The organism is Peribacillus sp. FW305-BF15, assembly GCF_058783805.1.
In genome coordinates, this window is sequence record NZ_JBYSYV010000007.1 from 200,572 (window position 1) to 214,899 (window position 14,328).

Genomic DNA, 14,328 nt, shown 5'->3' on the forward strand with positions numbered 1-14,328 from the left:
GATTTTATTTGAGAGAGCTTTTAAGGGAAACAGTATAAGGGAAACTACTTCTTTGTCATCGCCATCCTGGCTCGCCAGTCGAAGAGTTTTCTTTATACTGTTCTTAATTTTATTTGAGAGAGCTTTTAAGGAAAACAGTATAAGGGCAACTACTTCTCTGTCATCGCCATCCTGGCTCGCCAATCGAAGAGTTTTCTTTACCTTTTTTTACATAAATTCTTTTGTTTTTTCAAACACTAGAGTGGAATTTAAAGGAGAGTTAAAACAATGGGTATTTTAGAGAGATGGTTGGGTGAAGCGGGCGGGAAGAAGGATTTGCACCTCCTTTTGTTTATTGGCGGGCTGTACAGCCTAAGTATTGCTTTATCCAATACATTCGTTAATGTGTACTTGTGGAAACAATCCGGTCAAATTGTTGATATTGCCGTATATAATCTAACCGTGGTGCTTTTTCAACCTCTTACTTTTGTCTTTGCCGGCAGGCTCGCGAAAAAGGTTGACCGAATCATTGTTTTGCGTCTGGGTGTTATCTTTTTGGCCCTGTTTTATTTATCTGTCCTATTGGTCGGCACACGGGCAACGGATTTCCTTTGGTTGCTTGGTGGGCTGTTAGGAATCGGTTATGGGTTTTATTGGCTTGCCTATAATGTCTTGACTTTTGAAATAACTGAACCGGAAACCAGGGATTTCTTCAATGGATTTTTAGGGATTTTATCATCCATTGGGGGAATGGTCGGTCCGATTCTTTCAGGGTTCATCATTTCGAGGCTTGAGAAATTCACGGGATATTCCATTGTATTCGGGCTGTCTTTGCTATTGTTTTCCATTGCGGTTTTTCTTAGTTTTTCGTTAAAAAGACGTCCGGCTCATGGCAGGTACTGCTTCTTTAGGATATTGCAGGAACGGAAAAATAATCGGAATTGGCTCTTGATCACTCGTGCTCACTTTTTTCAAGGGATACGAGAGGGCACATTCATGTTCATCATTTCGATTACCGTTTTCATTCAGACGGATAGTGAACTTGCCTTAGGGAGCTATGGTCTGTTAAATTCGGCCATATCATTCGTTGCGTATTTTTTTGCTTCACGATATATAAAACAGCCGATGCGCAAAAAGGCGATACTTATTGGAGGAATCCTGTTGTATGCAGGGGTCTTATTGATTGCATTTGATATCACATTCGGGAAGCTTCTCATTTATGGGGCAATTGTCGCTACCGCATATCCAATTCTTTTGGTCCCATATATATCTCTGACTTATGATATTATAGGCCGGGCTTGGAAAGCAGCGGAAATGAGGATTGAATATATCGTTGTCCGGGAATTGTTCGTTCATATTGGAAGGATTGTATCCATATCAGGGTTCATACTTTCCGTCATGTTATTCGACCTAAAGCAATTACTGCCGGTTTATCTGTTAATCGTCGGGGCAGGGCATACTGTGATATATTGGTTTGTACGGAAAATCGATATCATTGACCAAGATTGAAAAGAGGCCTTATAGGCCTTTTTTCAATATACATGACTTACGGATTTAGGATATATGAGCCGTAAGTCACTTTTTATGTAAAGTTCGTTAGATGTTTAATATTTCTAGAACACTAAGGTAGAAAAAAATATAAATGTTCTATAGAATGGTATAGGACCTATTATGACTATGTAAAAAGGATGTGTGGCTTAGTGTGAATAAAAAGAAAAAGAAAAAGACGCATGTGCCTTTCAGATTGAATATTCTTTTCTTTTTAGTGTTTGTTTTGTTTTCCGCTTTAATTTTACGCTTGGGTGTTGTACAGATTGTTTATGGTGATGATTACCGGCGTGAGATTGAAAGAACAGAGGAAGTGACCGTGAATAATTCGGTGCCCCGTGGGAAAATGTATGACCGTAATTTAAAACTAATGGTCGATAACCAACCACTGGATGCAATTACATATACACGAAAGCAAGGTACGAAACAAACAGAAATGGTGGAAACGGCTGAGAAACTCGCGAAGTTAATCGAAAAGGAACCAAACAAAGTGACTGAGCGCGATAAAAAGGATTTTTGGATTTTGAAGAATCCGAAGCTGGCCGAGAAAAAGATTACGGATAAAGAACGGAAAAAAGTGGAAGAGGGCGAGATGGAAGAAAGTGATCTTTATAAGCTTCAGCTTGATCGGATTACTGATGAAGAAACAAAGCTTTCGGAAAATGATCTGGAAGTCCTTGCCATCTACAGGGAATTTGCAAGCGGATATGCCCTTACCCCGCAAATTGTGAAAAACAAGAAAGTAACAAAAGAAGAATTCGCCAAGGTGAGTGAAAACCTTGATTCGCTCCCAGGGGTCGATATATCTACAGATTGGGATCGTTTTTATACATATAATAAAACACTTAAATCTGTATTGGGTAAAGTTTCCTCATCCGAAGAAGGGTTGCCTAGTGAAAGCCTGAACTACTACCTCGCGCGTGATTACAGCCGGAATGACCGTGTAGGAAAGAGCTATATTGAGGCGCAATATGAAGATATCCTTCAAGGGCAGAAAGCGAAAGTAAGGAATGTGACCGATAAATCAGGAAATGTCGTCGATTCCGAAGTGGTTACCGAAGGTTCACGGGGAAAAGATCTTATATTGACAGTTGATATGGATTTACAGCTTGCAACAGAGGAAATCATTGAAAAGCAATTGATTGCCAAGAAAAAAATGGGTAACACCAAATTCTTGGACAGGGCCTTTGTCGTCATGATGGATCCCGATACAGGAGAAGTATTGACGATGGCTGGCAAGAAATATGAGAAAGACCCAAAAACGGGGAAATCCTCGATTGAGGACTTCGCATTAGGAAATATTACGACTTCCTATACGATGGGTTCTGCGGTCAAAGGTGCTACCGTTTTAACCGGTTATCAGCAAGGTGCGATCCAGCCGGGTACGTACTTTTATGATACAAAGCTCAAGATCAAGGGAACAAAACCCAAAGGTTCATATAGCAACTTCGGGAACATAAATGATTTGACAGCATTGAAAGTATCTTCGAACGTTTATATGTTCAGGACGGCCATTAATATTGCAGGTGCGCATTATGTGCCGAATGAGCCATTGAATATTAGTTCTAGCGCCTTTTCGACCATGCGGAATTCATTTGCCCAGTTTGGCTTGGGAGTCCGTACAGGGATTGATCTCCCGAATGAAATGAGCGGGTTCAAAGGTTCCGAAACATCTCCAGGTAAGCTGCTTGACCTTGCTATCGGACAGTATGATACGTACACTCCAATGCAGCTCGCGCAATATGTTTCAGCCATCGCAAATGGCGGTAACCGCATGAAGCCGCATATGGTTAAGGAAATCCGTGATCCTGTTGATAATAATGAGCAATTGGGACCTGTTGCCGAAGACGTTTCACCGACTGTCCTTAATCGTCTTGATATGAAGGAAGAGTGGATTGAACGTGTTCAGAGCGGTTTCGATAAAGTTGCGATGGAACAAGGCGGAACGGCTTATAAGTATTTTGGGAATAAACCGTATACAGTGGCAGCTAAAACCGGGACGGCGGAAGCATTCTATGACGGCCCGAACCGGATGAATTATAGCGAGCCCCAAGAAACGATGAACATCACGCTTGTTGGCTATGCCCCAGCCAAAAATCCTGAGGTCGCTTTTGCGGTCGTTGTTCCGTGGGCATACCAAGGACATTCAGGCCATAGCATGAGTAAAGAGATAGGTGAAGAAATTATGGATACCTATTTCAAACTGAAAAAAGAACGGGCTAAGAAGGAAAATACCGAAACCTCGACCGATTTGAAGGTTGAGAATGGTAAAGACGTTCAAAAGGACCAGGCTGAAATTAGAAAAAGCCAGGAAAATGAATAATAAAAGGTTAAAAACACGTTTTTGGGTAAAACCGGAAACGTGTTTTTTTGCATTTTAAGAAAGGGATCAGCACTGTTCTTACATCTTTACAATAAGCACACAATTATTTACTCAATATTTACAAATGCTTTAAACGGAATTTACAGTCTGAAAGTATGATGTGGGAGTAGGACAAAATATTCATATAAAATTCTTAGGGGGATTTACAAATGAGACGTTTCAAATTTATGGCTATGACCGCAGTAATGGGTGGAGTAATCGCAGTGGCAGCTGGATGTGGATCTAATGATACTTCAAACAGCGGTAAAGGAAATGAAGCGGCTTCAGATCAACTCAAGGGAGAAGTTATTACGGATGGTTCTTCAACGGTCTTTCCGATCATGGAGGCAGTTGCGGAAGAATATATGGCTACACAGCCTGATGTGAAGGTTTCAGTGGGATCGTCAGGAACAGGTGGGGGATTCAAGAAATTCATCGCTGGTGATACGGACCTAGCCAATGCATCCCGCCCGGTGAAAGAAGAAGAAAGTGCCTTACTTGATGAAAAGGGTGTTAAATATACAGAATTGAAACTGGCATTTGACGGTATTTCAATCGTTGCCAATAAAGATAATGATTTCATCGATTCACTAACAGTTGAAGAACTTCAAAAACTGTGGATTGATAATGGAAAGGTGAAGAAATGGTCTGATATACGTCCTGAATGGCCGAACGAAGAAATTAAATTCTACTCTCCGGGAACAGATTCTGGAACATATGATTATTTCAATGAAGTGATCCTTGAAGAAAAACCAATGGTGGAAAATGCTACGCTTTCAGAAGACGATAACGTTCTTGTACAAGGTGTAGAAGGCGATAAAAATGCGATTGGATTCTTCGGTTATGCCTACTACTCTGAAAATAAAGATAAGTTAAAGATCATTTCCATCGACAACGGCAAAGGTGCTGTAGAGCCAACGCATGAAACAATTAAAAGTGGGGAGTATGCACCATTGTCACGTCCACTTTACACATATGTAGCTAATAAGTCGGTAGCTGAAAAAGAACAAGTTGCAGATTATACTCAATTCATCATTGAAAATGCAGGAGAGCTTGCAGAAGAAGTGGGTTATATCAGCCTGCCGGAAGAAGAGTACCAGAAAGATCTTGATAAATTAAAAGAATTGGAAAAATAAACGATATTACAGGCTATTGAAATCCCGCCTTGACTCGATTGAGGCGGGGGTAACAGCTTGTAAATCCAAATATTGCGTGTCTGAAATGGAGGATGCAAGTTGGAACTTAGAAAAACAGAAACCTATTCTGTACAGCAAATGATTCTGGAAAAGAAAAGTAAGAAAAAAATCAATTTGGAAAAAGTCATGCCTAAACTTTTGTTCCTTACGGCGGCAATTTCCGTTTTTACTACAATCGGGATCATCCTGACCCTTATATTTGAAACATTCATCTTTTTTGACAGAGTATCCATCGTCGAATTTTTTACGGAAGCTAAATGGCTGCCATTTGCATCTGCACCTTCCTATGGGATTATGCCCCTTATTGTTGGAACGTTGAAGATAACAGTCATAGCAGCGGTGGTTGCAGTTCCAGTAGGACTTGCAACAGCCATTTTCTTGAGTGAATATGCATCAGAGAAAACACGGAGAATCATCAAGCCGATTTTAGAAGTTTTAGCTGGGATTCCTACTATCGTTTATGGCTTTTTTGCCTTAACTTTTGTAACACCGGTTTTGCGGGATTTATTTCCTTCCCTTGACATGTTCAATGCCCTGAGTCCTGGAATCGTCGTAGGTATCATGATCATGCCGATGATAGCTTCTTTGTCGGAAGATGCCCTGGTATCAGTGCCGAAGTCGATTCGCGAAGGTGCGTATGCTTTAGGAGCAACGAAACTTGAAACGACAATTAAAGTGGTATTGCCAGCAGCCATTTCTGGAATTGTGGCATCCATCGTTCTTGCTTTATCCAGAGCGATCGGGGAAACCATGATTGTGAGTGTTGCCGGTGGCTCGACCCCAAATATGAGCATGGATGTCACTTCATCGATTCAAACGATGACCGCTTATATCGTTCAGGTCAGTTCGGGAGATGCAGGGTATGGGACAACGATTTACTACAGCATATATGCGGTTGGAATGACACTGTTCGTCTTTACGCTTGTCATGAATTTACTGGCGCAGTTCATCTCTCGCAAGTTCAGGGAGGAATATTAAGTCATGAAACTGATAAACAAAAGTCATGTTGCAAAAAAAATGCCTGCTAGGCTTGCTGTTAACACGATTTGTAAAGGATTATTCTTCTTGGCAACATTGGTTGGCCTCCTCGTATTGGCCATCTTATTTTATCGGATATTCACTCAAGGAATTGGTAGTCTGAATGGGGATTTCCTTCAGAATTTCGCTTCCAGGAAACCTGAAGAGGCTGGTATAAAGGCTGCGCTGATCGGTTCAATATGGTTGATGGTAGTGGTGGCCCCGGTTTCCCTGCTGCTCGGTGTTGGAACGGCCATTTATTTAGAGGAATATGCGAGGAAGAATTGGATCACCACTTTTATCAAAGTGAATATTTCCAATCTGGCAGGTGTCCCGTCAATTGTATTTGGACTATTGGGCTTAACGGTTTTCGTTCGTGCTCTTGCCTTGGACCGGTCCATATTGGCAGCGGGCCTGACCATGAGCCTCCTCGTTCTCCCGGTCATCATAGTCGCTGCCCAGGAGGCCATACGTGCCGTACCTCGTGATTTAAGGGAAGCTTCGTTTGGAATGGGTGCAACAAAGTGGCAAACCATTTTGAAAGTGGTCCTGCCTGCTGCGATACCTGGCATTTTAACTGGAGGAATACTTGCTTTGTCACGGGCAATCGGTGAAACGGCGCCATTGGTGGTGGTTGGCATTCCAATGTTCATCGCCTTCTTACCTCAAACGGTCATGGATACATTTACAGTGCTGCCAATGCAAATCTATAATTGGACATCTCGTCCGCAGGAGGAATTCCAGCAGGTTGCTGCAGCGGGAATCATCGTTTTACTCATCCTGTTAATAATCATGAATTCAATAGCCGTTATAATTCGAAATAAATTCCAGAAAAGATACTGATAGGAGGAAGGAAGCATGAATATGACCTTAACGAGAGAAAAAGTGTCACCGGCTATCGAAATCGATAATGTCGGATCAGCTGCCTTGTCGGAAAAGGTGTATGAAACGTCAAATCTCAATTTATGGTATGGAGAAAACCATGCTTTAAAAAATATTAACCTGGATATGCACCAAAATGAAGTGACTGCCATTATCGGGCCTTCAGGATGTGGGAAATCCACATACATCAAAACATTGAACCGAATGATTGAGCTAGTTCCGGATGTGAAAACGACAGGCCAGATTAAATATAGGAACAGAAATATCCTCGATCAGTCCTATAAGGTGGAAGATTTAAGGACACAGGTGGGGATGGTCTTCCAAAAGCCTAATCCCTTTCCTAAATCCATTTATGAAAATGTTGTATATGGACCAAAGATCCATGGAATTAAAAATAAAAAAATTCTTGATGAGATTGTCGAAAAGAGTTTAAAAGGGGCAGCGATTTGGGATGAAGTGAAAGACCGTCTGCATGAAAATGCATATGGACTTTCAGGTGGACAGCAACAGCGCCTTTGTATTGCCAGATGTTTGGCAATCGAACCAGATGTCATTCTAATGGATGAACCTACTTCTGCCCTTGATCCGATATCAACGTTGAAAATAGAAGAATTGGTCCAGGAACTGAAAAAGGATTTCAGCATCATCATCGTTACTCATAACATGCAGCAGGCAGCACGGATCTCTGATAGAACAGCCTTCTTCTTAAATGGGGAAGTCATCGAATATTCTGATACAAATACCATCTTCTCTAATCCGAATGATAAAAGAACAGAAGATTACATTACCGGACGTTTCGGTTAAGAGAAAAGGAGATGCGATAATGATCGTTCGTGAAAATTTCGAGCTTCAATTGAAAGAGCTGCAAGAGAAAATCGTGAAGTTGGCTAATTTAGCTTCAGGTGCCATATCAAAATCATATGCCGCACTGGAAAGCAATAATGTAGATGAGGCTCTTGAAGTTATTGATGATGATACAATAGCTGATTTACTGGAAGAGGAAATAAATGACTTTGCGATTTTACTGATTGCTAAGCAACAGCCGGTTGCGATTGATTTAAGGCGTATCATTGCTGCCATAAAAATCGCCTCGGATATAGAAAGGATGGCAGACTTTGGTGTGAATATCGCCAAATCGGCGATCCGAATCGGTGACCAGCCATTTATTCTGCCATTAACACCATTAAAGCAGATGCATGATATTACATTAAAGATGATTGAACTTTCAATAGAAGCATTTGAGAAGGAAGATGTTGTTCTTTCAAGAGAAATCATTGAAATGGATGATGAGGTTGATCGCTTTTATGGAGAAATGATTCGAAGTCTCCTACGCCTTTCAGATGAAAAAAACCTTCAGCAGGTTACGCAGCTTTCCCTAATTGCTCGATATTTGGAAAGGACAGCGGACCATACAACGAATATCGCAGAGAATATTTACTTCCTTGTAAGAGGGAGATATATCAGCAGGAATGAATGAACCTATCCTAATTGAAAAAAGAGAGGCTTTTTCTCGGACATAGTCCATTTAAAAGTCTCTCTTATTCATTAATGTGTCAATGTATTGGCCAATTGTCTATATGTCATATTATTCGTAACAACAAACTCGCCGATTTGTATTTTTTTCGAGAAATCCCGGTCATTCATGTAAGCTTCAAGACGAATCCCTTCTTTACGAGCAATTCCTTAGCTTCCTCCGCAGTGGGAGTGGTGCCTTCGAACTTATCGGTGCCATAATAAAAGGCAGCAAAGATTGTTGTTGTAAAAATGATGCCGGCGGAAAGACCTTGCAGTCTTGCTTTATTCATGTTCATTCACCCCGCAATCTTTGCTGCTCAATCACTGAAATGGTTTGTTCCTTCGTTAACGAGGATTGACTAGCGATCTGGTCCAAAGTGAGACCTTGACTATATAAAGATAGAACCTGGCTTTTTAGAATCTCATGTATGGGTTCGATACCATTGGAAGTGACAGTTGATTGATCCTTTACAGAGGGAACAGGGTCGTCCTGGATAACGAATTCCTCTTCAAGAATCTTCACCTTCTTCTTTAATTGGTAGATATCCTGCATATACGTTAGTGTCATCTGTTCTAAATCTTCTTCTAATTTGGCAACTTTATCTTTACCGAAGGCTCTTTTCGTAAAGATTGTTGTTTTTAAACGAAACTATTTAAGGTTGATTGGATCGGAAGTGCGAGACTCCTGCGGGAGCAGCGGGACAGGTGAGACCCCACAGGCGTTTACGCCGAGGAGGCTCACCGCCCGCACCAAGGAAAGCGAGCATCTGGAGGGGAAATCAACCACAACTCACTACCTGGTAAATAGCAACAAAGTATGTGAAAACAGCCTTACCGAAAAAGGAAATGATGAGAAGGACGATAAGTGTTTCCATGTTTTCACCTCAGAAGATAATTTTCGACAATATACTTATAGTTTAAACATATTCGAAAAAAATTGGGGATTTTCATATTTTTATATTTTCGGAAGTAGGCAGTAAACTTCATTTATTGTCTGTTTTTTTTCAAATATTGTCGAAAAGCGATGTGACCGTCGTTGATGGAAAAAAATTAGGCATGAAAATGGGAAAAAAACCTTTGAAAGATAACGTACATAAAATTCGACAAAATGTGTTTATTGTCCATCAGCCAATTCAGTGCTAACATAAAGATAGAATAAATCGAAAAAACAAAATATTTTGAATTATTAAAAATCAATGATCCTATAAGAAAATGGTGTGCAGAATTTAAAGTGGATAGTTTCACTGTCAGCGCCTAACGATAAGTAATATAAAGATAAAAGAAGGGGAAGGGATGATTATATGAATTCGCTATCCGCGTATATGCCACAGGATAACCAGGAATTATTTCGTAAGGGATTAAAGGCTGGATTATGGATGGATGAGAGTTTTGATTGGTATCCTGAGGAGGATATGATGAGTCATCCTAATGGAGAGATCCGGACACTTTCACAGACGTATACCCAAGGGCAGGTGACCTTTTCGAAGTTCACGATCAGGAATACCTCATTCGAGACCAAGCGGCCAAAAGTGTTTTTTCACTATGAAAACGCTTTCGAAAGGCAGGCGGTGGCTTTTTACAGCCCGAATGAACGGGCGATTTTACATGTAGCCCCTCAATCGATTGCCTTATTGGGGGGATTGGTGAAAGGGAAAAGCATCTCTCAATATTGCATCCAAGGTAAGGGAAGCCTTTATCAAGAAGGATGCTTCAAATCATTGAAAGAAGGTCTCCTGGCTTATTCACCGCTCGCCAAAGGGGAAGTTACCAGTGTGTTTACGCTAGAAACGGAAATCTTACCGAAAGAATGTGTGGAAGCTGTGGCTTGGGTCATTCATGCTGATACGAAAGAAGAAGCGAAAGTTATAAATAATCAACTCCTCCTGACGATGCAAAACGTAAACAATTAAGAATACGAAAAAGTAATGTTGGATTTCCCGAAAAACATACTAGCAATTCGCATTGAATAATGATATTATAGAAAAGTCCTATGTGAAAATGTCAATATGTTTGGAGGGAAATACACAATGCGCGTAAATATTACATTAGCTTGCACTGAATGTGGAGACCGTAACTATATTTCTAAAAAAAATAAACGTAACAATCCAGACCGTCTTGAGCTTAAAAAATACTGCTCAAGAGAAAAACGCAGCACGACTCACCGTGAAACAAAGTAAGCAACAGGATTTTTCCTGTTGTTTTTTTTATGCATTTTTTTAAGGCCCTCTTTTCTCTCTTTCCTTTAGTGAATATTTTCACCAGAATGCACGAATGATTCAGCGATTTCCGACACCGTATTTTCGTAAATGGACAAATATTATGAGATAATGATAGAAGTAGACTAAAGGAGTCGGAAGAGATGAGAGAAAACAAGAATAAGCTCCGTCAAGAAGTTAGGTCCCGTTTAATGCAGCTGACTAAAGAGGAACATGAAGAACTATCCACCAGAATCGCTGAAAACTTATTCGCTTTGGAAGAATGGAAAAATGCTGATACCATTGGCATCACCATCTCCATTCCACCTGAAGTCCCAACGGTACGGATCATCGAACAAGCATGGGGCGAAGGAAAAGTAGTGGCTGTACCAAAATGTGATCCCGAAAAAAAGACAATGGAATTCAAAAAAATTTCGTCCTTCAATCAGCTCGAGTCTGTTTATTATGGATTGCTGGAACCAGTGGCTGAAACAGCCAAGGCCAGCAAAGAGGAATTAGACGCATTGATCGTACCCGGACTTGCTTTTACCAAGGAAGGGTATCGCCTAGGCTTTGGAGGGGGTTATTATGACCGTTTCCTATCTAATTACCGAGGAGATACATTGGCCCTTACATACGAGTTCCAATTAATGGATGAACTCCCGATAGAGGTACATGATCTAGCGGTGGGCAAACTCATTACCCCATCCAAGGTTATACGCACGTACGCACATTAAGAAGAAGTTCATTAATTATCACTTTTAGCTCATAAAAATCCTATCCTGTATCACACTATTGATAGGAGGGATTGTTATGCTTCGATTAATTATTCAAATCTTCTTGGTTGGTTTAGCTGTTTATGCTGGTTACAAAAACCGGTACCGCCTGATTAATGTTGCGCTGTCCAACGGCATACTGAGAAGATTTCTAGTGACTAAATCCTTGGATATGCCAATGTTCAGGGATAAAATGATGCAGAGCATGTTCACTCAGACCAAATGAGGATGCCGGCATCTTGAAAAGGGAACCTGACTTAGGGTTCCTTTTTTTATTTTTAGGAGCGGGAAAACAGTCTCCTTTTTTACTTTTTACATGATTTCGTCTATAGTTTTAATTAAAGAACAGGAATTTTAGAAGCTTAAGTTTCATTGGAAAGTGGGGAAGGCATTGGGATTTAAAGAGGATTATTTTTTTTGGGAAACCATAAGGGAGTTGTCTGCCCATTACGATTATCGAATGATCACAGTCACGGAAAACCATCAGGAGATTTGGCTTGAGAGCGATAAGAATAAGGAGTTTCCAGTCATAAGACTCATCCGCCATGATTTGGATTGGGCTAATTGGCTGAAACGCGATATCGAGCGAACATTGCAGAATGGGGAAAGAATCAGAAGGAAATTATACAAAAAGCCCATAAACATTTTAAGTATCTATGTTAGTAAATTCGCCCCGGTCGATGATCATGACTTTAGTTCACGGGTGGCCTCCTTTAAAAAGACGGATGTCAACACGTTCCTTCTAACTTGTGAGAACTTTCATGATTCGTTGCAAAACCTTGAACATGTTTTGAAAAAACCACTTTCAATTCAAGTTCTTGAGGAAAATGAAATAGATGAGGAAAAGGTTCTTGAAGTAAAGAAGAACGCCATCTCCGAGTCAGTCAAAAAGGCTAAGGCCGAACAGAAGGTATTTCAAAATGCCAATAAGCCATTCTTTACATATATATTCATGGCGGTACAAATAGCAGTGTTCATCTTGATGGAGTTTAATGGGGGCAGCACCAATTCCAAGACTTTGATTGAGTTTGGCGCTAAATTTTCCCCTTATATCATCCAAGGGGAATGGTGGCGGTTCTTTACACCGATGATCGTCCATATTGGGTTCATTCATTTACTGATGAATACATTTTCGCTGTATTTGATTGGTGCTGAAGTTGAAAGGATTTACGGTAATGCCAGGTTTCTTTTCATCTATATATTCGCTGGTTTCGCTGGAACTCTAGGCAGCTTCATCATGACCCCGAACCTTTCCGCAGGAGCGAGCGGAGCCATTTTTGGCTGTTTTGGGGCACTTTTGTACTTTGGCATCGTCTATCCGAAATTATTCATGCGCTCGATGGGCTCATCGGTGATCGTGTTGATCATCATTAACTTAATATATGGTTTCAGCGTTTCGGGAATTGACAATGCAGGGCATATCGGAGGTTTAATCGGTGGGTTCTTGGCTGCTGGAGTGGTCCATCTGCCAAAATCCAAGAATATCCTTCGGCAGCTGGCTTTTCTGATCGGGACGGTAATACTGACCTATTCCCTGCTGCAATTTGGTTTCAATCATCAGGAAAGTGCAGCTATCGATGATAATACCATGGCAATGATGGCCCAAAAGTATATTGATGATGATGAAGAGGATAAGGCGGAAGAGATGCTATTCAAATATGTGGATTCAAATCCTGATGCACCGCTATCGCTCTTTATGCTCGGAAATTTATCTTTTGATAAAAAGGACATATACAAGGCAAAGGATTATTATGAAAAAGCGATTGAAAGTAACCCGGATTTGCATGAAGCCCATTACAATCTTGCTTTGGTCTACATGAATCTCAAATCATTCGACCAAGCTAAAGAGCAAGCTGATAAGGCTATTGAGCTTGCCCCGGATAATAAGTCATACACTAAACTACTGGAAGAAATTGAAAAGCAACTATAACTCTTGACGCAGCATGATTGGAGTACCGTCTTTCAGGGTAAACAAGACAAGTATTTCCCTTTGATTCTTCGCCATAAGCAATAGGGGGATGGTGCTACCTTGTGGACTCACAGTGGAGCCATCCTCCTTTTTTACTCCCAACACATAATTTTTGTATAGTCCTTCCCATAGTTTTCCCACAATTTCTTCCCGTTTGAATTGGGGGAAGGCAGCAAGCCATTGATTTTTCTTTGAAGGCAGATCTGTTAAAGAAATGATTTTGTACTGATCAAGATTGACCTGAAAGGCTTGCCCGGCTTTCTCCAAACCATTTCGAACCGTTTGATCTGTCAAGCCGTCCAGCGTTTTTTTCCACTGAATCTGTTCTTCTGAAAGGGGGCGGTGGAAAAATTGAAAAACCGGTGTCGTTACTGTATAGAGTTTATCTTTACTGAGCTGCTGGGCACTGGTGAAAATGGTGTCACTTGGATGAACCTCGGCATAATGAAACGTTACAGCTTCATAACGCCCACTCTCGGATTCTTTATATTTCGCTTTTTGAGAGAGTTCTTGTTTATTTTGGCGCCAATTTTTTAAAGCCCCTGCCAATTTTCCATTTTTGTATAAAAGCGATACGTCCTGACGTAAGTAAGCAGGCTGGTCCAACGTAGAATCCACCCTCCAAGTGATGGTATAGGTGGAATCCCCGGTTCCCTTTGGTGTCAGATGGGTGGAAGCATGTTCAAAATGGAGCGAGGAATCGATGGGAAAAAAAATGATGGTTTCCTCTGTCCGTTTATGATTTGATAAATAAAGGATGACAAAAATGGTGGTTAAAACCAAAAAGACGGTATACTTCAATTGTACTTTCATTTTTCCCCTCCGTTTTCACGCGTGATGAATGGTTTAAAAACATTAAGCTGTTAAATCAATCAAAGGAGTCCACATT

The 14,328-nt window shown here is 40.8% G+C and carries 16 protein-coding genes; 12 read left to right on the plus strand and 4 right to left on the minus strand.

All coding sequences use genetic code 11. The annotated features are described in order from the left end of the window. Positions 1–183: hypothetical protein (locus tag AC3WLU_RS09720; RefSeq protein WP_492597193.1), on the minus strand; the 183-nt coding region annotated here is incomplete at its 3' end. Between the two features lie 84 nt (positions 184–267). Between AC3WLU_RS09720 and AC3WLU_RS09725 the strand changes: the two genes are divergently transcribed. The 7 genes from AC3WLU_RS09725 to phoU all read left to right on the plus strand — a co-directional run bounded on the left by AC3WLU_RS09725 (position 268) and on the right by phoU (position 8,461). After that, on the plus strand, positions 268–1,488 hold the full coding sequence (locus AC3WLU_RS09725) for an MFS transporter (RefSeq protein WP_063575671.1): 1,221 nt from the start codon (positions 268–270) through the stop codon (positions 1,486–1,488). 193 nt (positions 1,489–1,681) lie between these two features. After that, positions 1,682–3,850, plus strand: a complete 2,169-nt coding sequence (locus tag AC3WLU_RS09730; protein ID WP_492597194.1) for a peptidoglycan D,D-transpeptidase FtsI family protein — start codon at positions 1,682–1,684, stop codon at positions 3,848–3,850. A 209-nt stretch (positions 3,851–4,059) separates the two neighbouring features. Continuing rightward, positions 4,060–5,025, plus strand: a complete 966-nt coding sequence (locus tag AC3WLU_RS09735; RefSeq protein WP_492597195.1) for a PstS family phosphate ABC transporter substrate-binding protein — start codon at positions 4,060–4,062, stop codon at positions 5,023–5,025. Between the two features lie 138 nt (positions 5,026–5,163). Further along, on the plus strand, positions 5,164–6,063 hold the full coding sequence (pstC, locus tag AC3WLU_RS09740) for a phosphate ABC transporter permease subunit PstC (RefSeq protein WP_063577668.1): 900 nt from the start codon (positions 5,164–5,166) through the stop codon (positions 6,061–6,063). 3 nt (positions 6,064–6,066) lie between these two features. Beyond that, positions 6,067–6,945 carry a phosphate ABC transporter permease PstA gene (gene pstA / locus AC3WLU_RS09745; protein WP_034308427.1) on the plus strand — a complete coding sequence of 293 codons (879 nt, stop codon included), beginning with the start codon at positions 6,067–6,069 and terminating at the stop codon, positions 6,943–6,945. A 15-nt stretch (positions 6,946–6,960) separates the two neighbouring features. Then, the gene (gene pstB / locus AC3WLU_RS09750) at positions 6,961–7,788 is read left to right on the plus strand and encodes a phosphate ABC transporter ATP-binding protein PstB (RefSeq protein ID WP_082609445.1); all 828 of its coding nucleotides are present in this window, start codon (positions 6,961–6,963) and stop codon (positions 7,786–7,788) included. Positions 7,789–7,807: 19 nt separating this feature from the next. Then, positions 7,808–8,461, plus strand: coding sequence for a phosphate signaling complex protein PhoU (phoU, locus tag AC3WLU_RS09755; RefSeq protein WP_492597196.1), 654 nt, complete (start codon positions 7,808–7,810; stop codon positions 8,459–8,461). Positions 8,462–8,624: 163 nt separating this feature from the next. On the opposite strand, the gene AC3WLU_RS09760 is transcribed toward phoU, so the two are convergent. Both AC3WLU_RS09760 and AC3WLU_RS09765 read right to left on the minus strand, forming a co-directional pair. Then, a complete protein-coding gene (locus AC3WLU_RS09760; RefSeq protein WP_440438890.1) occupies positions 8,625–8,789 on the minus strand; it encodes a hypothetical protein in 165 nt (54 codons plus the stop codon). 2 nt (positions 8,790–8,791) lie between these two features. Next, a complete protein-coding gene (locus AC3WLU_RS09765) occupies positions 8,792–9,067 on the minus strand; it encodes a hypothetical protein (RefSeq protein WP_492597197.1) in 276 nt (91 codons plus the stop codon). Positions 9,068–9,800: 733 nt separating this feature from the next. Here AC3WLU_RS09765 and AC3WLU_RS09770 point away from each other — a divergent pair. From AC3WLU_RS09770 to AC3WLU_RS09790, 5 genes are all read left to right on the plus strand, one after another. Next, complete coding sequence (locus AC3WLU_RS09770) at positions 9,801–10,409, plus strand: hypothetical protein (protein ID WP_057278825.1); 609 nt, start codon at positions 9,801–9,803, stop codon at positions 10,407–10,409. A 117-nt stretch (positions 10,410–10,526) separates the two neighbouring features. Then, complete coding sequence (gene rpmG, locus AC3WLU_RS09775) at positions 10,527–10,676, plus strand: 50S ribosomal protein L33 (protein WP_028391797.1); 150 nt, start codon at positions 10,527–10,529, stop codon at positions 10,674–10,676. A 182-nt stretch (positions 10,677–10,858) separates the two neighbouring features. Beyond that, positions 10,859–11,431 carry a 5-formyltetrahydrofolate cyclo-ligase gene (locus AC3WLU_RS09780; RefSeq protein ID WP_400448321.1) on the plus strand — a complete coding sequence of 191 codons (573 nt, stop codon included), beginning with the start codon at positions 10,859–10,861 and terminating at the stop codon, positions 11,429–11,431. A gap of 76 nt (positions 11,432–11,507) precedes the next feature. After that, positions 11,508–11,696, plus strand: coding sequence for a protein YqgO (yqgO, locus tag AC3WLU_RS09785; protein ID WP_034308414.1), 189 nt, complete (start codon positions 11,508–11,510; stop codon positions 11,694–11,696). Between the two features lie 165 nt (positions 11,697–11,861). Next, positions 11,862–13,400: a rhomboid family intramembrane serine protease gene (locus tag AC3WLU_RS09790; RefSeq protein ID WP_492597198.1), complete on the plus strand. Its 1,539-nt coding sequence runs from the start codon at positions 11,862–11,864 to the stop codon at positions 13,398–13,400. Here the strand turns inward: AC3WLU_RS09790 and AC3WLU_RS09795 are convergent. Further along, complete coding sequence (locus AC3WLU_RS09795) at positions 13,395–14,252, minus strand: hypothetical protein (protein ID WP_034308408.1); 858 nt, start codon at positions 14,250–14,252, stop codon at positions 13,395–13,397. The genes AC3WLU_RS09790 and AC3WLU_RS09795 overlap by 6 nt on opposite strands. Positions 14,253–14,328 lie beyond the last annotated feature (76 nt).